14 protein-coding genes are annotated in these 19,606 nt (G+C 75.1%); 4 read left to right on the top strand and 10 right to left on the bottom strand.

The genetic code is table 11. The features are described 5' to 3' along the window. Positions 1–61: 61 nt before the first annotated feature. Entirely contained in the window at positions 62–1,045 is a 984-nt protein-coding gene (locus ACFYWQ_RS03785) for a methyltransferase domain-containing protein (RefSeq protein WP_389512454.1), read from the top strand. A 32-nt stretch (positions 1,046–1,077) separates the two neighbouring features. Here the strand turns inward: ACFYWQ_RS03785 and ACFYWQ_RS03780 are convergent, their stop codons facing one another. The 10 genes from ACFYWQ_RS03780 to ACFYWQ_RS03735 form a co-directional block, all read right to left on the bottom strand. Further along, positions 1,078–2,826 (bottom strand): FHA domain-containing protein, encoded by a 1,749-nt coding sequence (locus tag ACFYWQ_RS03780; RefSeq protein ID WP_389512453.1) that lies wholly within the window; start codon positions 2,824–2,826, stop codon positions 1,078–1,080. A 60-nt stretch (positions 2,827–2,886) separates the two neighbouring features. Next, positions 2,887–4,233: a VWA domain-containing protein gene (locus ACFYWQ_RS03775; RefSeq protein WP_389512452.1), complete on the bottom strand. Its 1,347-nt coding sequence runs from the start codon at positions 4,231–4,233 to the stop codon at positions 2,887–2,889. A 118-nt stretch (positions 4,234–4,351) separates the two neighbouring features. Next, a complete protein-coding gene (locus tag ACFYWQ_RS03770; protein WP_389512450.1) occupies positions 4,352–5,920 on the bottom strand; it encodes a PP2C family serine/threonine-protein phosphatase in 1,569 nt (522 codons plus the stop codon). 3 nt (positions 5,921–5,923) lie between these two features. Then, complete coding sequence (locus ACFYWQ_RS03765) at positions 5,924–8,479, bottom strand: tetratricopeptide repeat protein (protein WP_389512448.1); 2,556 nt, start codon at positions 8,477–8,479, stop codon at positions 5,924–5,926. Continuing rightward, positions 8,476–9,801, bottom strand: coding sequence for a hypothetical protein (locus tag ACFYWQ_RS03760; protein ID WP_389512446.1), 1,326 nt, complete (start codon positions 9,799–9,801; stop codon positions 8,476–8,478). Before ACFYWQ_RS03760 ends, ACFYWQ_RS03765 begins: the two co-directional genes overlap by 4 nt. Positions 9,802–9,875: 74 nt before the next feature. Continuing rightward, on the bottom strand, positions 9,876–10,847 hold the full coding sequence (locus tag ACFYWQ_RS03755; RefSeq protein ID WP_389512874.1) for a glutamate ABC transporter substrate-binding protein: 972 nt from the start codon (positions 10,845–10,847) through the stop codon (positions 9,876–9,878). Positions 10,848–10,951: 104 nt separating this feature from the next. Continuing rightward, complete coding sequence (locus ACFYWQ_RS03750) at positions 10,952–12,307, bottom strand: hypothetical protein (protein ID WP_389512444.1); 1,356 nt, start codon at positions 12,305–12,307, stop codon at positions 10,952–10,954. A 355-nt stretch (positions 12,308–12,662) separates the two neighbouring features. Further along, positions 12,663–13,634, bottom strand: a complete 972-nt coding sequence (locus tag ACFYWQ_RS03745; protein WP_389512442.1) for an N-acetylglucosamine kinase — start codon at positions 13,632–13,634, stop codon at positions 12,663–12,665. Then, entirely contained in the window at positions 13,625–14,890 is a 1,266-nt protein-coding gene (locus tag ACFYWQ_RS03740; RefSeq protein ID WP_389512440.1) for a 6-phospho-beta-glucosidase, read from the bottom strand. The genes ACFYWQ_RS03745 and ACFYWQ_RS03740 overlap by 10 nt, the downstream gene beginning before the upstream one ends. Positions 14,891–14,932: 42 nt before the next feature. Then, positions 14,933–16,027: a mechanosensitive ion channel family protein gene (locus ACFYWQ_RS03735; RefSeq protein WP_389512438.1), complete on the bottom strand. Its 1,095-nt coding sequence runs from the start codon at positions 16,025–16,027 to the stop codon at positions 14,933–14,935. Between the two features lie 343 nt (positions 16,028–16,370). Between ACFYWQ_RS03735 and ACFYWQ_RS03730 the strand changes: the two genes are divergently transcribed. The 3 genes from ACFYWQ_RS03730 to malQ all read left to right on the top strand — a co-directional run bounded on the left by ACFYWQ_RS03730 (position 16,371) and on the right by malQ (position 19,535). Further along, the gene (locus ACFYWQ_RS03730) at positions 16,371–16,907 is read left to right on the top strand and encodes an HNH endonuclease (RefSeq protein ID WP_018545075.1); all 537 of its coding nucleotides are present in this window, start codon (positions 16,371–16,373) and stop codon (positions 16,905–16,907) included. Positions 16,908–17,162: 255 nt separating this feature from the next. Then, complete coding sequence (locus tag ACFYWQ_RS03725; RefSeq protein ID WP_389512435.1) at positions 17,163–17,375, top strand: hypothetical protein; 213 nt, start codon at positions 17,163–17,165, stop codon at positions 17,373–17,375. Beyond that, the gene (gene malQ, locus ACFYWQ_RS03720; protein WP_389512434.1) at positions 17,376–19,535 is read left to right on the top strand and encodes a 4-alpha-glucanotransferase; all 2,160 of its coding nucleotides are present in this window, start codon (positions 17,376–17,378) and stop codon (positions 19,533–19,535) included. Positions 19,536–19,606: the final 71 nt, after the last annotated feature.

Here is a 19,606-nt window from a genome sequence, read left to right as displayed (position 1 = left end):
GCCCGCACCCCGGAGCGCGGGGGCACTCGCCTCCGGCGGTGTGGCGCAGCACAGTGGAGGCATGGGCGCGCACGCAGTCGACAAGGACCTCGAGCAGCTCGCCGCCTCGGCGCGGGCGGCGCTGGTGCGGGAGATCGAGGCGAGCGGGGCCTTCGTCGCCGATCCGGCGTGGAAGGAGGCCTTCGCCGCGGTCCCGCGCCACCTCTTCGTGCCGTACTACTACGCGGGCGGAGCCGGCGGCTACGAGCGGCGCTGGGGGGAGAGCCCCGACCCGCGCGTACGGGAACGCTGGGTGACCGGCGCCTACGAGGACGCCCCGCTGGCGACCCGGCTGCGCGACGGCGAGCTGCTCTCCTCCAGCAGCCAGCCCTCGCTCATGGCCCTGATGCTGGCCGAGCTGCGTGTGGAGGAGGGGTGCCGGGTGCTGGAGATCGGCGCCGGCACCGGCTACAACGCGGCGCTGCTGGCGTACCGGCTGGGGGACGAGCAGGTCACGACGGTGGACCTCGATCCGGAGATCACCGAGTCCGCCCGGCGGCATCTCGCCGCCGTCGGCCACCACCCGGCCGTCGTCACCGGGGACGGGGCGCGGGGCGTCCCGGAGCGGGCGCCCTTCGACCGGATCATCGCCACCTGCCAGCTGCCCTCCGTCCCGCGCGCCTGGCTCGCCCAGTGCCGGCCGGGCGCCCTGATCCTGACGCCCATGGCCACCGGGCTGGTCGCGCTGACGGTGCGGGACGCGGGGTACGCGGAGGGGAACTTCCTGCACACCCCCGCCTTCTTCGTGCCGTTGCGCGGCGCGGAACGGCACGATCCGGCGCCGGTGGCGCTCGGCGGGGTGCCGCAGCCGGCCAGGGGGAGCGATCTGTTCCAGTTCCTGCTGTCCCTGACCCGGGCCACCCTGGACCCGCAGGAGGCGTACGCGCTGTGGGAGCGCGAGGGCAGGCCCCGGCGGGAGCGGTACGGCGTCACCGTCGGCGGCGAGCACGCGTGGGCATGGCTGGACGACCCGGAGGGGCCGTACGCCTGGCCCCTGCCGGGTTAGGACGGGCCCCCGGCCCGTCGGTGGTGTCGTCGTCAGCCGCGGCGGATGGTGATCGTCGTCCAGGCGCCGACGTGGACCCGGTCGCCGTCCTGGAGCGGTACCGGCACGAAGGGCTGGATCGGCTCCTCCGAGCCGTTGACCGTGGTGCCGTTCGTCGAGTTCTGGTCGACGACCGCCCAGCTCCCGTCCGGCTGCTGCACCAGCACCGCGTGCTGGTGGGAGACGCCGGGGTCCTCCGGCGGCACCGACAGGTCGATGTCGGGGGTCTCACCGGTGGAGTGGCGGCGGCGGCCGATGGTGATCTGGTTGCCGGCGAGCGTGCGCTGCTGCTCCGGCGAGTAGGCGGGCAGGTTGAGCCCCGCGGCCTCGGGGCCGGAGCGCTGCATCATCGCCATGAAGTACTCGCGGTCCGGCCCTATCGTCGCCGTCCAGGTGGCCGGCTGCTGCGGGAACGCCGGGCCGGGCGGGGGCGGCGCCTGGGTGGCACCGGGCTGCGGGTAGCCGTAGCCCCCGCCCTGGGGGCCGCCGGGACCGCCCGGGCCGCCGGGGGCGTTGTGGGACGGAGGGGAGATCACCCAGTCGTCGTCACCGCCGAAAGCCCCGCCGGAGGGGCCGCCCGGCTGCGGGCGGCCGGTCTCCTGGGGGAATCCGGGCGGCGCCTGCGGACCGGACGGCTGGAAGGCCTGCGGAGCGCCGGGCGCGGCGCCACCGGGTCCACCGGGTCCACCGGGTCCGCCGTGCGGCGGGCCCGGCCGTGCGGGGTCGCCGCCGAAGCCCGAGGGGCCGGCGGGCGCACCCGGACCGCCCGGGGCGGTGGGCTCGTGTCCGAAGGGCGGCGCGGGGGGCCGGCCGGCCGGCTCGCGGCGGAAGGGGTCCCCGGACGGGCCCGAGGGCTCCCGTCCGAACGGGTCCGCGGACGGCCCGGAGGCCGGACCGCGTCCGAACGGGTCGCCGGGCGCACCCTGCGGACCACCGGCGGGACCTCCCGGACCTCCCGGACCTCCCGGAACGCCTGGTTGCCGCCCGAACGGCTGCTGACCGCCCGGAGCACCCGGACCGCCCGGGCCGCCCGGAGCACCCGGACCGCCCGGCTCATGTCCGAACGGCTGCCGGCCGCCGCCCGGGCCCGTGGGCCGCGACGGCTCGCCGCCGAAGGGCGGGCCCGGCGGGATCGGCTCGGCGGGACGGTTCACCTGGGACGGACGGGAACTCTGGTACTCGAAGGAGTCGCTGCCGCCGAACGACGGCGGCGGCTGGAACCGCGCACCCGGCCCACCCGGCCCGGCACCGGGACCACCGGGGCCGGCACCCGGACCCATGCCCGGACCACCGGGACCCGCGCCCGGCCCGCCCGGCCCGGCACCATGGCCGCCCGGAGCACCGGGACCACCGGGACCACCGGGACCGCCCGGGCCGCCTCCCGGCCCCGAGGGCACCGGCGGGCGCGGGGCGGCCGGGGTGTACGAGGTCGCCGTGTTGGTCAGGAAGTTCCACCGGCACTCCTCGCAGAACGGCGCACCGCCCTCACGGGGCGTACGGCACTGCGGGCACAGCTCCGGCTCGGCGTTCGGTACGGAGGACAGGTGACGGCCGTCGGGACGGCCACCGGGGCCGCCGGGGCCGCCGGGGCTGCCAGGCGGGGGCGGCGGGAAGCCGTACCCGCCACCGGCCGGGGGCGGCGGCGGGGGAGGGGGCGGCGGTACGGCACCGGCCATGCGGTGACCGCAGACCTCGCACCAGTCGTCGGAACCCGACTGGTGTCCGTTCGGGCAGGTCGGCATGTCGGCGCGTCCCCCTTTCCTTCCGTGTCCCACCAGGGTGCTGCGGCGGGTGCTGCTGGGTCACTTCTTTACACGAACAGTCTTTGTGGACCGGGTCTCGAGGGTCATCTCGTCGGCCTCGGCGACCTTCGCCTTCAGTCGCACAGTACCTGTCGTGGCATCGACGACGTCCACCACCTTCGCAAGCAGTTTCGCAGTATCGGCGTTGCCCGAGACGCTGGCGAGCTGAACCGCCCGGCCCAGTTTGGCCGTTGCTCCGTCCATATCGCCCGCTTTGCGAAGGTCCAGCCCCTGCTGGATGACCCGGGCCAGTTCGGCCTGCCCGGTGTAGTGCGCGACCTGCGGGTTGATCGAGGTGGAGGCGGCCATGTCGTCCGTCCACACGGCCCGTACGAGACCCTGGGCGCCCAGGTTCCGCACCGTGCCGTCGGGCTGGGGCACCACCAGCGACACCCGGGCGGCCAGCATCTCCTGCCCGAGGTGGGCGGCGGGGACCTCGACGCACAGGTGGTAGTCGCGGGACTCGTCGCCCCAGGAGCCGGTGGGGTAGTCGCCGGAGCGCGGACCGGACTCGGTGCGCCGGTCGGTCAACTCCTCCACGGTGGGCGCGACTTGCTTGACGAACTTGACGGTGGTGCCGACCGGGGTCCACAGCCGCAGGGCCACGTCCGCGACCTCCTTGCCCATCGCCGTCTCCATCATCCGCGTGAAGTCGGCGGCGAGGCCGGCCGGGTCGGCGACGATGTCGGCGGTGCCGAGCAGGGCCGAGGCGACCCCTGTGACTTCTTTCACTTCCCAGTCGGTGCCCACGCCGCGGGCGTCACAGGTGAACCGCCCGGCGCAGGAGTCCAGGGTGGCCTTGAGGTCCTCGGGTGACTCGTGTTCGTTGCGGCCGTCGGTGAGCAGGATGCCGTGCCGGATGGCGACGTCGGCCGAGGACAGCAGCCGGTCGGCCAGGCGCAGCCAGGTCCCGATCGCGGTGCCGCCGCTCGCGCTGAGCCGGCGCAGGGCCTGCTTGGCCTGTTCCCGGGTGGTGGCGTCGGCGACCGCGAGGCGCCCGCCGCCCGGGTAGACCTCCGTGGCCACGTGCGTGCCGCCGATCACCGCGAAGTGCACGCCGTCGCGGAGGGTCTCGACGGCGGCGGCCGTGGCGTCACGGGCGTTGCGCATCTTGGTGGGCGGGTAGTCCATCGAGCCGGAGCAGTCGACCATGACCGCCACGGCGGCGGAGGGTCCCCGGCCCGGTGCGTAGAGGTGCGGGGCCGCGACGGCGCTGCCGACCGTGCCGCCGCCGGTCGCGGTGACCGTGACGATCGCGTTGACCTCGCAGCCGCCCTCGGGCAGGTACTCGTTCTGGTAGACGTCGACCGAGAACTGCGGCACGTTCGACTTCGAGAAATTGGCCATGCCTACTCACATCCCCCTAGTCCCCACGGCCGTGGGGCGATGACGGTGGGCGGACCGGTCCCCTCCGGTCCGCCGCTGCTTCCCCGTGTGCGGCGTGTGCGAAGCGCTGTGCGTGGCCTCAGGCCGATCCTGCCCCCTGCGCGGGGGCGGGGAACGGCAGGACGGCCACTGTTACGTTGTCGTGCCCGCCGCCGTCCAGGGCGTGTCCGACGAGCACCCGGGCGGCGTGCAGCGGCCGTACGGCGGCGTCGAGCGGGAGCACCTCGGCCATCTCCTGGGCCGCCTCGGCGTAGTTCCACAGCCCGTCGGTGCAGACGACGACCACGCCGGGACGGTCCGGCTTGAAGGACGCGGTGTGCGGCTCCAGTTCGTAGGCGTCGGCGCCGAGCCAGCCGGTGATCGCGTGGGCGCGGTCGTCGGCGTAGGCCTCCGCCTCGTTCATCAGGCCCGCGGCGACCATCTGGGCGGCCCAGGAGTCGTCCTCGGTGAGCCGGGCCGGGGGCGCGCCGCGGTCCGCCGGGACCCAGTAGACGCGGCTGTCGCCGACCCAGCCGACGACCAGCAGGCCGGCGGTGACGACCGCGCCGACGAGGGTGCAGGCGGGGGCGTTCTGGTGCGGGGCGTGCTCGCGGGCCGTGGCGGGTTCCTCGGCGAGGGCGTTGACCGCGTGCGAGGCGGCGACGATCGCGTCGTGCATGGCCTGCTGCGGGTGCGTGCCCTGCGGCAGGGCCGTCAGCAGCGACCGGCTCGCCGCCCGGGACGCGGCGAGGGAGGCGTCGTCCGGGCGGGTCGCGGAGGACACGCCGTCGCAGACGATCGCCACGGACACGGGGGTGCCGTCGGGCAGCGCGGTGTGGCCGACGCCGAACGCGTCCTCGTTGCGGTGGTGGCGCAGACCGCGGTCGCTGACGGCGGCGACGGGGCCCGACTCCTGCTCCATGTGGTCCCGTTCACGCGGCTGGGCGTGCCCGCAGTTCTCGCAGTAGCCGTCGTCGTCGACCCGGCCCGCGCGGCAGGCCACGCACACCTTGCCGCTCCCGGCCACCGCCGCGGCCTCGGCGGCCACCCGCGGGTCGGGCGCCTGGAGCGGGTACTCCTCGGGCTCCGCGGGCCGGTCGAAACGGACACCGGAGGAGGGCGCGGCGGGCGCGGCGGGTGCCCCGGGCACGGCGGGTGCCGCAGGTGCCGCGGGAGGCGGGAGCGGTGCGCCCGGCGGCACGGGCGCGCCGGGGGGCACGGGCGTGCCGGGGGAGCCGTGCCCCTCGGGAGCGCCGAAAACGCCCGGAGCACCGGAGGAGCCGGGAGCACCGGAAGCTCCGACAGCACCGGAAGCTCCAACAGCGCCGGGAGCACCGACAGTGCCGGGGACACCGGAAGAGCCCGGAGCACCGGAAGAGCCCGGAGCACCGGATGCTCCGACACCGCCCGGAGCGCCGAATGAGCCCGGAGCACCGGAAGCACCGAATGCGCCCGGAGCACCCGGAACACCGGGCCCACCGGCGGTCTCCGCCGCGGACGCGCCCCCAGGTTCCGGGGAGTTCATCATGAGGGTCGGGCTGTCGTCCGGGCGGGGCGGTACGGCGGACAGGTCGCATCCGCACGCTCCGCAGAAACGGTCACCCGCGTCGAGCGGCTCCGCGCAGCTCGGGCAGGTCGGCAGGGCGGCCTGCCGGGGCATCTGGGACATCAACTACACCCACGTCCGGGGGCGGTAACGATTGGCACGTTCCACCAGGTCGATCCTCTCCTCACCGCCGGTCGCCAGCCGGGCCAGCGTGCGGTACGAACGCTCCAGGCCGAAGCGGAGCCCCCGCTCGTCCAGGTCACTGCCGAGCAGCACCCGCCGGTGGCCGGCGCCGGCGTCCTGGCCACCGGAGAGTATCCAGTCCAGGGCACTGCCGAGCACCTCCGCGGACAACTGCTCGCGCCGCGTCGGGTCCAGCCCGTACGCGTCCAGCGCCTCGACCTGCGCCGCGGCGGCGGTGAGGTCCTCCAGGAAGGGTACGTCGGCGGCGGCCGCCGTCCGCTGCCGGAGCCGGGCGCGGACGGCCGCGACCCGGGCGGCCGTGTAGTGGATGGAGGACTCCGGCACCGACTCCAGTGTCCGTACGGCGCCGGCCCGGTCGCCGGCCGCGAGCCGGACGCGGGCCAGGCCGAACGCGGCGCTCACATAGCTCGGGTCGGTCGACCACACCAGCCGGTAGTACTCGGCGGCGTTGTCCAACTGGCCCAGCACCTCGGCGCACACGCCGAGCGCCAGCTTGGGCGCGGGCTCGCCCGGGAAGGCGTCGTAGATCGCGTCGAAGGCGAGCGCGGCGATCTCGTGGTCGCCGGTGACCAGCGAGGCCAGGCCCCGGTACCACACCACCCGCCAGTCGTCGGGCCGTTCGTCCTCCAGCTCGGTCAGGGTGGCGAGGGCCGCGCCGGCGTCGCCGTTCTCCAGCCGGGCGCGGACCTGGCGCAGCCGGGTCTCGACGGACGGCGCCGGCGCGGCGGCCAGGGCCGTGAGCAGCTCGGCCGGGGCGGAGGCGGACAGACCGGCGAGGAACCCCGCGTTGGGGTCGCCCGCGTCGACGAGCGGGGCGGGCAGCGCCAGGGAGGCGGCGGGGGCGTCGACGGGCCGGACGAGACCGGGGGCGGCGGGGACCTGTGCGGGGAGGGTGGCGAGCGTCGGCGTGGGACGGCCCGGCGCGGGGGCGGCCGGGAGGGCCGCCGGGCCGCCGGCCGCCCGGCGCGCGGGGGCCTTCCGGGCGCCCAGCCGGGACACCTCGCCGTCCAGCCGGGGGAACAGCTCCCGGTCGGTGACCTTGACCTCCGGCCCGAACAGCGTCGACAGCGCGGGCCGCGCCCGCCCGCTCTGGAGGGAGACGACCTCGCGCAGCACGCCCGTCAGCTGCTCCGCCATCTCCTGCGCGGAGCCGAACCGGCGGGCCGGGTCGGGGTCGGTGGCCCGGACCAGCAGCCGGTAGAAGGACTCGTACTGCCGGAAGACCTCGATGGTGTCGGGGTCGGGCAGCGAGTCGACGAAAACGGTCGTGTAGCCCTGGAAGTCGAAGGTCAGGACGGCGAGGGTGCGGCCGACCGTGTACAGGTCGCTGGCGACCGACGGGCCGACGTCGGCGACCTCCGGGGCCTGGTAGCCGATCGTGCCGTAGATGGCCGACTCCTCGTCGTCCATCCGCCGCACCGCGCCCATGTCGATCAGCTTGAGCTGGTCCTCGGTCTGGATCGCGTTGTCGACCTTGAAGTCGCAGTACAGCAGGTTGCGGCTGTGCAGGTGCCCGAGGGCCTCCAGCGCCTCGATGCCGTAGGCGCACGCCTGCTCCACGGGCAGCGGGTCCCGCCGGCCGTCCGGGGCGCGGCGGGCGTTGGCGATCTCCTTGAGGGACTTGCCGCCGACGTACTCCATGACGATGTAGCCGTCGAGCGAGCCGGTGCGCTGGTCGAGGTGTTCGACGAAGTTGTAGATCCGCACGATGTTGGCGTGCTCGATCTCGGCGAGGAAGCGCCGTTCGGAGATCGCGGCGGCCATCGCGTCCTGGTCGCCGGTGTCCAGCAGGCCCTTCAGCACCACCCAGCGGTCCGCCACCGCCCGGTCCACGGCCAGGTAGATCCAGCCGAGGCCGCCGTGCGCCAGACAGCCCGCGACCTCGTACTGGCCGTGCACGACGTCCCCGGACGCCAGCTTCGGGACGAACGAGTACGGGTGGCCGCACTTGGTGCAGAAGCCCTCCGTGCGCCCGGGCCGGTCGCCCCGCGCGCGGCCCACCGGGGCGCCGCAGTCCGAGCGCGAGCAGAACCGCTTGCGCTCGGGCACCTCGGGGTTCTCCAGGACCATCGCGCGCGGGTCGGGTCTCGGCACCTGCGGCACCGCGACCAGGCCCGCGCCCAGCCGGGCCCGCCCGGAGGAGCCGGCCGTCGAACCGGAGCTGCGCACCGACACGGACCGTCCCGTCGGCCTGCCCGACAGCGACCGCGAGAGCCGTCCGGACACCGAGCGGCGCGACTTCGACGACTGCGAGGACGTACGCGAACTGCGGGCGCTGCGGGCGCTGGGGCGCGAGCCGCCGCTGCCCGACCGGCCCCCGCCGGCGGTGGTCACCCCGGTGGGCGGCGAGCCGACCAGTCCGTTCGCGGCGACGACCGGGGCGAGGCCGCAGGTGTCGCAGTACAGCTCGCCGCCGCCCACGTCCTCGTACGACCCGTCGCAGCCCGGCCGCTGGCACCTCTGCCCTGCCTGACTCATGACCCGTGCTCCCCCCTGTGGTCCTCGGGTCCGCCCCGCTCGGCCGCGTGCGGCGCGGCGAGCAGTTCGGCGGCCGCCCGCTGGTAGCGCAGGACGGCCTGCTCGGCGACGCGCAGGTCGCAGGGCGCGCTCCACAGCATGCGGCGGGCCGCGTCGTACCGCTCGACGAGGAACGCGTCCTCCGCCAGGCCGTGCCGGGCGACCTTCGCCTTGTACGCGTCGAGCCGGCCGCGCAGCTCCGCGCGGACCGCGAGCGGCGCGGTGACCGCGCCCAACGACTCGCGGGCGCGCAGCAGTTCGTCCTCCGCCTTCTGCTCCAGCGACTCCAGCAGCGGGGACAGCCGGTGCCACTGGGCCTGCCGGCGGTACTCGGCGGCGGTCGCCAGCTGCTCCTGGAGGACGGTCGGCGGTCCGCCGACCACCGGCACCTCCGTCGCGGCGATCTTCGCCAGCACCTCGCCGCGCGCGGCCCGCGCCTCGGCCAGGGTGCGGTCGGCGCGGCTGAGCACGTCCCGCAGCCGCACCAGCCGCTTCTCCGCGTCCTGGCGGACCGTCAGCACCGCGTCGATCTCCCGGCGCACGTCCTCCAGGGCGCGCGCCTCACGGTCGTAGACCGTGGTGTCGGGCCGCCCGCCGCCGGGCGCCGAACTGCCCTGTGCGGGCACCCAGAACGCCAGCGGGTCGGAGACGACCTGCTCGCGCAGCCGGGTCAGCGTGTGCGTGATGCCCTCCAGGTCGTCACCGGCCGGGTGCTCGCCCGGGCGGACGCCCACGGAGTGCGCGAGCTGCCGGGTGCGCCGGAGCTCCGCGGCCAGCAGGTCGATCCGGGCGGGCAGCGCCGACCACACCGCGTCGGCGGCGACGACCATGTCCAGCGACGAGGCGTACAGCTCGTTCATCCGGTCGACGACTTCGGTGAGCGAGAAGCTCTGGCTGAGCCTGCCGGTGCCGTGCGGCGCGGGCGCGTTCGCGAGGGCCGCGCCGGCCACGGTGACCGACGCGCCGCGCAGCAGCTCGGTCAGTTCCACCAGGTCCTCACGGCTGGACCAGCGGCGGCGCGAGCGGATCTCCCGGGCGGCGCGCAACGCGTCGGAGTACGCGTCGAAGTACGCCCACAGCAGCGTGACCGACGCCTCCGTGTCCGCCCAGCGTTCCTCGGTGACGCCGGTGAGCCGGGCACCCTCGAGGAGTCTGCGGCCGGCGTGGTCCTGGAGGGCGAGGAGCGAGGTCTCGATCGCCTCGTGCTCCTGGCCGAGCCGCGCCAGCGCACGGTCCACCTCGTCCCGGTCCATCACCGGCCCGGGGGGTCCCGTGACGCCCATCGATCACCTCTCGCTGCTGTGTCGGTTGTCCGCTCGGTCCGCTGCCTGTCGGTTCCTGCCCGCCGGTGGGTCCGTCAACTCGTGCGCAGGTACTGCGGTGCGGGCGGCCTCGACGTCGCCGCGTCCGCCCCCAGTGTCGCCGACAGCCATGTGTCGTACGACGCCTGCCAGCCGTCCGTCCGGTACCGCACCAGGATCTGGTTGACCCGGCGCACCAGATCGTCGGCGTCCTTCTTCATCGCCACCCCGTAGTACTCGGTCGTGAAGGGGGCGCCCTTGAGGGCCACCGTGGGGTCCTGGGCGGCCTGGCTGGCCGCCAGCGCGCCGTCGGTGACGACCGCGTCGGCCTCGCCGAGCTGCAACCGGACCAGGCAGTCGAGCTGGTTGGGGACGGTGGTGGAGATGTCGGTGCTGGCGGGCAGCCGGCCGGCCTCGCGGTCCTCGGTCAGCCGGGTGTTGGCGGTCGAACCGGTCGCCGTGCAGACCTTTTTCCTCGCCAGCGTGTCGTTGTAGCCGGTGATGGTGGACGACTTGGGGGCGAGGACGGTCTGTCCGGTCCTGAAGTAGGGGGCGGAGAACGCGACGTCCTCGATGCGGTCGCAGGTGATGGTCATCGTGCGCACCACCATGTCGACCCGGCCCTCCTGGATCGCGGGGATGCGCTGGTTGGTGGGGATGGCCTTGAACTGCACCGCGTCGGGGTCGCCCAGGATGTCCTGCGCGATCCGCCGCACCAGGTCGATGTCGAAGCCCTCCAGGGCCGCGCCGGTGGTGTTCGGGTCGCGGTAGCCCCAGCGGTAGCTGTTCTGGTCGACGCCGACGATCAGCTTGCGCTTCTCGCCCTGCCGGGCCTTGATCGCGGCGATCGTCGGGCCCTCCGCGGCCGACGGCGCCAGCGTCTGCTTCTCCGGGTCCCGGCACGTGGAGTCGGCCGCCGGGGTGCCCTCGGCGACGCCCCGGCCGCCGGTCCCGGCGCCGCCGCCGTGCGACTGGGTCCACGGCAGCAGCAGGACGAAGGCCAGGGCGAGGGCGCAGACGGCCGCCATCGCACCGACCCCGCCCCAGCCCTTCGCACCGGCCCGTATCCGTCGCGTTCGTGCTGTCACGCCTTCTGTCACCGGAACGCCACCCTCCACCGGTCCGCCCCCTCTCACCGGTACTCCGACAGCCTGCGGCCGATGCCGAGGACCGCGCCCGCGGCGCCCAGGACGGCGAGGGCGGCCGAGCCCGCCGGCAGGCCGCCCATCGCGTCCAGGCCGTCTCCGGCGGCCTGCCTGAACTCGTTCTGCTCGTGTTCGAGCGCGCTCGCCAGGTTGGCGTCCACGCTGTCGAAGCACTCGCCCGTGGCGCCCTTGCCGCCGATCACCAGGGCCAGCGCCTGCTCGTAGTTGCCGTTGTCGTCCTGGGCGCGGGCGGCGGTGTGGCGGTTCTTCCACTCCGCCATGTTGCTCTCGGCCTGGGCGACCGGCGTCGCGCCGTCCCGGTCGTCGGCGAGCCGCCGCGCGAGGGTCAGTCCCTCGCCGAGGGCGCCCATGTCCTCGGTGAAGTCGTGGTCGTAGGCGTCGACCGTCTCCTCGCCGACCTTCACGGTCTCGGCGCCGCGGGCCACCAGGGTGAGGTTCTCGTTGCCGCGGGCCTTGAGGGAGGCGATGCGGGCGTCTTGGAGGACGTTCAGCGAGCGGACGCCGTGCTCGTAGGAGTCGTCGAGGCCCGCGCGGGCCACGGTGTGGCCGACGACCAGCCACAGCAGGACGACGGTGGCGGCCGCCGTCGCCGCGACCAGGCCGTGGTTGAGCACCCGGTGGGTACGGCGGTAGGTGCGGTGCTGGGCCCAGGCCAGGGCGGCCAGCGCGAGGACGCCCAGCGCGATCGCCGCCCAGGGGTAGGGCGTGGCGTCCGCGTAGTCGTCCCGCAGGCGCTGGTTCTCCTTCTTGTAGAGGTCCTCGGCGGCCGGGAGCATCTCCTTCTGCATCTTCTGGTTGGCGTAGCGCAGGTAGGCGCCGCCGACCGGGAAGCCCTGCCGGTTGTAGGTGCGGGCCCGTTCGACCAGGCCCTTGTACTCCGGCAGCAGCTTGTTCAGCTTCGTGACGGCCGCCGAGGAGGGGGAGCCCGGGTCGGAGTTGCCGGCGGCGGTGACGAGTCCCTCGGCGGCCGTGTCGATGTCCTTCTCGTACCGCTCGCGGGACTCGGCCGTCTCCTGCCCGCCGGCCAGGAAGCCGCTGGAGGCCGCGGTGTTGGCGTCGGCGAGGGAGCGGTAGATGTCGGCGGCGGCCGTGGTGAGCGGCTGGCTCTGGTGCAGGACGTCGTCGGCCGCGGCCGCCCGGTCGGACGTCTGCCAGGCCGTGACGGCGCCGAACGCGACGACGAGGAGGGCGAGGAGGGCGCCGATGATGCGGAGGCGGCCGGGCTCGGTGGTCGCGGCGGCCCGCACCTGGTCGACGCCCTCGGCGAACGCCGTGCGGCGCGTGGGCGGCGGTGCGGTGCTGCTAGTTGCCGGGTCTGCCACGTTCTCTGACCTCCCCCATGGTCATGGCCCGTCGCAAGTATCGCTGGCGGGAGGGGAAATGCGCACCGGCCTTCACGGGATCTTGATCGGATCGCACTCACCCCTGCTCATGAGTACGCGGGGGGAATGTGTTCGGTTCCCTGATGGGGGCCGTCGTGGGCGGGTGCCGGGTGCCGGGTGCCGGGGGCAGGGCGCGGGGCGCGGGGCGCGGTTGGTCGCGTCCGCGCGACGGCCCGCGGCTCTCGGGCCCCGCGTGCACGCCGGCCCGCGCGCATGCCGGGCGGTGCGCACGCCGGCCCGCGCGCATGCCGGCCCGCGAGCTCACACCGGCCCACGCGCACGCCGGCCCGTGCGCTCACGTCCCGAAGAAGTCCCGTACCTTCCGGTGTGCTTCGGGCCGCGCGCCCACCCGGTCCAGGCCCAGCAGCGCCGCTCCCAGCACGGGCCGCTCCCGCACCACGCCCACCACCGCCCGCGGCGCCCGTACCGCGAGCGACTCGCGCACCCGGTCGTCCAGTCGGCGGTGACCGGCCGTCAGGACGCCTCCGCCCAGCAGCACCGGCGTCTCCTCCTCCAGCAGGTCGAGGCGGGTCAGCGCCACCACCGCCATCGTCACCACCTCCTCGGCGAGACGGTCGACCACCGCCCTCGCCACGCCGTCCCCGCCGGCCGCCGTCGCGAACAGGACGGGCGCCAGTTCGTGGCGGCGGGCGGGCGGGAGGCGCCGCAGGTGCAGGGCCTCGATCAGGGCGTACATCGTGGGCAGTCCGAAGTGGTCCGGCAGCGTCCGGGCGAGCGCGGTCGGGGCGCCGCGGCCGTCCTCCGCCCGCGCCGCGTGCCACAGCGCCTCCTCGGCCAGCCCCCAGCCGCCGCCCCAGTCGCCGGAGAGGCGGCCGAGCGCGGGGAAGCGGGCGGTGCGGCCGTCGGGACGCATGCCGACGCAGTTGATGCCGGCGCCGCAGACGACGGCCACCCCCCGGGGCTCGGTCACGCCCGCCCGCAGGATCGCGAAGGTGTCGTTGCGGACCTCGACGGCCGCTCCCCACGCGCGCGCGTGCAGCGCGGCCGCCAGCTCCTCCTCCTCGGCCGGCAGGTCGGCGTTGGCGAGACAGGCCGAGACATGGGCCGCCGAGGAGACGCCGGCGGCCGCGTACGCGCGCGTGACGGTGTCGGCGAGAGCGTCCACCGCCGGGCCCACGCCCTCGGCCGGCGGGCGGAAGCCGCCGCCGCGGGCCGTGCCGATGACCTCCCCGTCGGCCGCGACGACCGCGACGTCCGTCTTGCTGTTGCCCGCGTCGACGGCGAGGACGCTCGCGGTCAGGCCCACGCGAGATGCTCCCGGTTGTGCGCGATCAGCATGTCGGTGAGTGTGTCGGCGTACGCGTACTGGCCGACCAGGGGGTGGGCGAGCAGGGCCCGGAAGACGCGGTCGCGGCCGCCGCGCAGCGCCGCCTCCAGGGCCAGCTCCTCGTAGGCCGTCACCTGCGCGATCAGGCCCGCGAACAGCGGGTCGGGGGGCGGGACCGGCAGCGGGGCGGGACCGTCCGGGCCGACCGCCGCCTGGACCTCGATCACCGCGTCGTCCGGGAGGAAGGGCAGCGTGCCGCGGTTGGGGGCGTTCACCACCTGGTACGGGCTGCCGGACCCGGTGAGCAGCGCGGCGGCCAGGTCGACGGCCGCCTCCGAGTAGTAGGCGCCGCCGCGCCGGGCCAGCAGCGCCGGCTTCTCGTCCAGGGCCGGGTCGGCGTACATCCGCAGCAGCTCGCCCTCCATACGGGCCACTTCCGCGGCCCGGGAGGGCTTCGTCCGCAGGTCCTCGACGACTTCGTCGTGCGCGTAGTAGTAGCGCAGGTAGTACGACGGGAGCACGCGGAGGCGGTCCAGCAGGGCGCGGGGCAGGCGGAGTTCGGCGGCGAGGGCGTCGCCGTGCCCGGCGAGCAGCCGCGGCAGCACGTCCTCGCCCCGGGGGCCGTCCAGGCGCACCCCGGTCTCCCAGGTCAGGTGGTTGAGGCCCACGTGGTCGAGGTGGACCGCGGAGGGGGCCACGTCCAGCAGACGGGCGACGGTGCGCTGGAGGCCGATCGCCACGTTGCACAGCCCGACCGCCCGGTGGCCGGCCCGCAGCAGGGCGCGGGTGACGATGCCGACCGGGTTGGTGAAGTCGACGATCCAGGCACGGGGGTTGGTGCGGCGGACCCGCTCGGCGATGTCCAGGACGACCGGGACGGTGCGCAGCGCCTTGGCCAGGCCGCCCGCGCCGGTCGTCTCCTGGCCGACACAGCCGCACTCCAGCGGCCAGGTCTCGTCCCGCGCGCGGGCCGCCTGGCCGCCGACGCGCAGTTGCAGCAGGACCGCGTCGGCGCCGTCGACGCCCGCCTCCAGGTCGGAGGTGGTGACGATCCGGCCCGGGTGGCCCTGCCGGGCGAGGATGCGGCGGGCCAGGCCGCCGACCGGCTCCAGGCGTTCGGCCGAGGGGTCGACGAGGACGAGTTCCTCCACCGGCAGGGTGTCCCTCAGCCGGGCGAAACCGTCGACGAGTTCGGGCGTGTAGGTCGAGCCTCCGCCCACCACGGTGATTCTCATGAGGATTCAACTCCCCGTGGCGCGCGGCGCGGAACCGTTCCGCTACTTGGTGGGCGCCACCGGTGTGATCGGCGTCGCGGCCTGGGCCTGCGGGGAGGCCGTGTTCGCGTACACCGACGGGGCCGCGACGGCGGCCGTCGGGTCCACGTCCGGGTCGTCCTCCGGCGGAACGGTGGCGCCGCCGACGATGCGGATGTCGGCCGCGTCGAAGGCCCGCTTGACGCGCCAGCGCAGTTCGCGTTCGACCGCGAGGGACTTGCCGGGCATCGTCCTCGCGGTGACCCGCACGACCATCGAGTCCAGCAGCACGCTGTCCAGGCCGAGCACCTCGATCGCGCTCCACAGGAGCTCGTTCCAGGGCTCCTCCTTGCCCATCTTGTCGGCGACCTCGACGAGGGTGGCCTTGACCCTGTCCAGGTCCTCGGAGGCCTTCACCGTCACGTCGACGCCGGCCGTGGCCCAGCCCTGGGAGAGGTTGCCGATCCGCTTGACCTCGCCGTTGCGGACGTACCAGATCTCGCCGTTGTCGCCGCGCAGCTTGGTCACCCGCAGTCCGACCTCGATGACCTCGCCGGTGGCGACGCCCGCGTCGATCTGGTCGCCCACGCCGTACTGGTCCTCCAGGATCATGAAGACGCCGGAGAGGAAGTCGGTGACCAGGTTCCGGGCGCCGAAACCGATCGCCACGCCCGCGACACCGGCGGACGCCAGCAGCGGGGCCAGGTTGATCGCGAAGGTGGACAGGATCATCAGCGCGGCGGTGCCGAGGATCAGGAAGCTCGCCACCGAGCGCAGCACCGAGCCGATCGCCTGCGAGCGCTGGCGGCGGCGCTCGACGTTCACCAGCAGACCGCCCAGGGCCGTGCCGTCCACCGCCTGCACGGTGCGGTTCATCCGGTCTATGAGCTTGGTGATCGCCCGCCGCACCACCACCCTCAGCACCCCGGCGATCACCATGATCAGCAGGACCCGGAGGCCGATCGCGAGCCACGTCGACCAGTTCTCCTCGACCCAGCCGGCGGCGTTCGTCGCGCTCTCCTGGGCGTCCTGGAGCGTCGGGACCGTCACCGCCGACGACTCCGAGGGGGACGGCGACGGCGACGAACCGGCGGCCGGCAGGACGGCGGACAAGGACACGGCAGGTACCTCCACGTACGGCACTGCTCCGTCCGGCGCGGCGGACAGGACGTTCCGCGGCGGTCAAGGTGTTCAAGGTGTTCAAGGTCACGAAAAGGTCACCGGACGGGCAGGATCACCACACTAACGGGGCATCGTGTGTGTTTCGGCGGGATGAGCGAAGGAGAGACGGTGCTCACCCCGTGCTTGAACGGGTTGTCAACCCGGGCATGGTTCCGATGTGGTCGAAAACACTCCCAGCCCGTTACCGGGACATGGTGGCGCGTCCACCAGCCAAGAGGGGAGACTGACCACAGATCGTCCCGGCGCGAGCCACGCGCCGCCGACGCCCGAGGAGGCATCCGTGCCGCATGTCCTGGTCCTGAACGCGTCGTACGAGCCGCTCGGCGTCGTACCGCTCCGCCGCGCGCTCGTCCTCGTCCTGGAGAACAAGGCTGTCTCCCTCGAGGAATCCGGCGCCTTCCTGCACAGCGCGACCGTCACAGTCCCCGCACCCAGCGTGGTCCGGCTCAAGCGATTCGTCCGGGTTCCCTATCGGGGGCCCGTTCCTCTGACCCGCCGGGCGCTGTTCGCGCGGGACGGGGGCCGGTGCATGTACTGCGGTGGCGTCGCAACCAGCGTCGACCACGTCATCCCGCGCAGCCGCGGGGGCAAGCACGTCTGGGACAACGTGGTGGCGTCCTGCCGCCGCTGCAACCACGTCAAGGCCGACCGGCACCTCGTCGAGCTCGGCTGGCGGCTGCGCCACAAACCCGCCCCGCCCACCGGTCTGGCCTGGCGCATCATCGGCACCGGCCACAGGGACCCGCGCTGGCTGCCGTACTTGCAGCCGTACGGCGCGGACGACGCACTGGCCCGGATCGACGGCATCTCCGCCTGATGACCCGGGCTTTCGCATCCCCCGTGGCCGGCACCCGGCCACGGGGCCCTCCGGGGTGCCGGGCGGCCCGCCGTGAACGCTTCACGCCCGCCTCCCGAAGCGGTCGGCATGTCATGATTGCCCCACTTTGTCGAGAGTGTCGGCGTGAGGAATGTGACGAGATGCGCGTGGTCGGCTCCTCGGACGTCTGCCGTCGCGCCCACGGGGTAGGGCTGCGGTGACCCGTCAGACTCCGTACCCGACAAGGAGGCCCCCGTGGCCGCATCGACCGCTCTGCTGCTCCCGGCCCACTCCAAACGCCCGGCGGTGCCGACCGCCGACCTCGAGGAGACCCGCCTGTGCGTGTTCAGCGCGGAGGGAACCTGCGCCGAGGCCCCGCTGACCAGCGAGCCGCCGCTGCCCGCCGCCGAACCCCTCACCAGCGAGCCGCCGCTCGCCGCCCTGGACCCCGACGTCACGAGGCCCTAGATGACCGCACCCCGGCCGGCCGGACCCCCCGGCGCGGAGCTGACCCGCCTCGCCGCCCTGCACGGCGTCGCCGTCTCCTACGAGCCCTCCCCCGGCCGTACGGTGACGGCCTCGGCCGGGGCCGTCGCCCGCGCCCTGGCAGCCCTGGACGTCGACGCGGGCACCCCGCGGGCCGTCCGGGACGCGCTGGCCGCCCGGGAGCGGGAGCTGGCCGGGCGGCTGCTGCCGCCGACCGTGGTGTCCTGGACCGACCGCCCCGCGGACGCCCTGACCGCCCTCCCCGACGGCACCCGCCTGCTGGTCGAGACCGAGCGGGGCGGCACCCGCGTGTCCGCCGAGGGGCTCCCGCCCGGTGTCCACCGGCTGACCGCCACCGCGCCCGACGGGCGCACCGCCCACGCCCACCTGATCGTGGCCCCGCCCCGCCTCCCGGCGCCCGAGGGCCGCGCGTACGGGCTCCTCGTCCAGCTCTACTCCCTCCTGTCGGCACGTTCCTGGGGCATGGGGGACCTCGGAGACCTCGCCGAGCTGGCCGGCTGGGCCGCGCGGACGGCGGGGGCCGGGTTCGTCCAGGTCAACCCGTTGCACGCGGCCGTGCCCGGCACACCGACCGACCCCTCCCCGTACCGGCCCTCCTCGCGCCGCTTCCCCGACCCGGTGCACCTGCGGGTGACGGACGTCCCCGAGTACGCCCACGTCGACGCCCCGGACCGGCTGCGGGCGCTGCTGGAACGGGCCGGACGGCTCCGGGAGACCGTGCTGGACAAGGGCGCGTTCATCGACCGCGACGCGGTGTGGGAGCTGAAGCGGGAGGCCCTGGAACTGGTCGCCGCCGTGCCGCTCGGGCCCGGCCGGCAGGCCGCCTACCGCGACTTCCTCGCCGAGGAGGGCGAGGCGCTCCAGGACCACGCCACCTGGTGCGCGCTCGCCGAGGTGCACGGCTCCGACTGGCACCGGTGGCCGGAGGGGCTGCGCGACCCCCGTTCCGCGCGGACCCTGCGGGCCCGCGACGAGCTGAGGGACCGGGTCGCCTTCTGGTCGCGCCTCGCCTGGCTCACGGACGCCCAGCTCACCGCCGCCCAGCGCGCCGCGCGCGAGGCCGGCATGCCGGTCGGGATCGTGCACGACCTCGCGGTCGGCGTGCACCCCGGGGGCGCCGACGCCTGGGCCCAGCAGGACCACTTCGCCGCCGGCATGTCGATCGGCGCGCCCCCGGACGCCTTCACCGCGCTCGGCCAGGACTGGAGCCTGCCGCCGTGGCGCCCGGACCGGCTGGCCGAGTCGGGCTACGCGCCGTTCCGACGCCTGCTGAGGGCGCTGTTCCGGTACGCCGGCGCCCTGCGCATCGACCACGTCATGGGCCTGTTCCGGCTGTGGTGGGTGCCCGAGGGCGAGCCGCCGACCGAGGGCACCTACGTCCGCTACGACGCCGAGGCCATGCTCGCCGTCCTGGTGCTGGAGGCGTCCCGGGCGGGCGCGCTGGTGATCGGCGAGGACCTGGGCACCGTGGAACCGGGCGTGCGGGAGGCGCTGCGCGAGCGCGGTGTGCTCGGCACGTCGGTGCTCTGGTTCGAGCGGGACTGGGAGGGCGACGGCCGCCCCCTGCCGCCCGGCCGCTGGCGCGCCGACTGCCTCGCCACCGCCACCACTCACGACCTGCCGTCCACCGCCGCCCGCCTCACCGGCGAGCACGTCGGACTCCGCGACCGGCTGGGCCTGCTCACCCGCCCCCTGGCGGAGGAACGCGCCGAGGCCGCCGCCGACACGGAGGAGTGGCTGGAGCTGCTCGCCCGGCTCGGGCTCCGCCACGACACCGGCGGGGGCGGCGACGCGTCCCCGGAGGAGGCCGGCATCCAGGCCGTCCACCGCTTCCTGCTGCACACCCCTGCCCGCATGATCGGCGTCTGGCTCCCCGACGGCGTCGGCGACCGCCGCCCCCAGAACGTGCCCGGCACCTGGGACCAGTACCCGAACTGGCGTCTGCCCGTGGCGGACGCGGAGGGACGCCCGGTGACGCTGGAGGAGCTGACGGCCTCGCCGCGGGTGCGGGCGCTGCTGGAGGTGCTGAGGGAGACGGACGGCGCGGGCGGGCCGCCCGGCGAGGCCTGGACGCCCGGCGAGGACTGGACGTCCGGGGAGGCCTGGCCGTCCGGCGGGTGAGGTGTCCCGTAGGGCCTCCCCTACGGCACCCCGGGCGCGCGGGTCTCCGGGCCGTTCGCTAACTTGGGCAC

It is taken from the genome of Streptomyces sp. NPDC003247, assembly GCF_042888135.1.
In the GTDB taxonomy this organism is placed as follows: Bacteria; Actinomycetota; Actinomycetes; order Streptomycetales; family Streptomycetaceae; genus Streptomyces.
Note: the sequence above shows the minus strand (reverse complement) of the source record. Positions and strands in the feature narration are given on the sequence as shown.

What these genes read in the sequence shown, in the direction of transcription:
- ACFYWQ_RS03780 (WP_389512453.1), bottom strand. Translation starts at nt 2,826, where the DNA reads ATGCCGACCTGCCCGAACGGACACCAGTCGGGTTCCGACGACTGGTGC.
- ACFYWQ_RS03770 (WP_389512450.1), bottom strand. Translation starts at nt 5,920, where the DNA reads ATGTCCCAGATGCCCCGGCAGGCCGCCCTGCCGACCTGCCCGAGCTGC.
- ACFYWQ_RS03760 (WP_389512446.1), bottom strand. Translation starts at nt 9,801, where the DNA reads ATGGGCGTCACGGGACCCCCCGGGCCGGTGATGGACCGGGACGAGGTG.
- ACFYWQ_RS03765 (WP_389512448.1), bottom strand. Translation starts at nt 8,479, where the DNA reads ATGAGTCAGGCAGGGCAGAGGTGCCAGCGGCCGGGCTGCGACGGGTCG.
- ACFYWQ_RS03740 (WP_389512440.1), bottom strand. Translation starts at nt 14,890, where the DNA reads ATGAGAATCACCGTGGTGGGCGGAGGCTCGACCTACACGCCCGAACTC.
- ACFYWQ_RS03785 (WP_389512454.1), top strand. Translation starts at nt 62, where the DNA reads ATGGGCGCGCACGCAGTCGACAAGGACCTCGAGCAGCTCGCCGCCTCG.
- ACFYWQ_RS03755 (WP_389512874.1), bottom strand. Translation starts at nt 10,847, where the DNA reads ATGGCGGCCGTCTGCGCCCTCGCCCTGGCCTTCGTCCTGCTGCTGCCG.
- malQ (WP_389512434.1), top strand. Translation starts at nt 17,376, where the DNA reads ATGACCGCACCCCGGCCGGCCGGACCCCCCGGCGCGGAGCTGACCCGC.
- ACFYWQ_RS03775 (WP_389512452.1), bottom strand. Translation starts at nt 4,233, where the DNA reads ATGGCCAATTTCTCGAAGTCGAACGTGCCGCAGTTCTCGGTCGACGTC.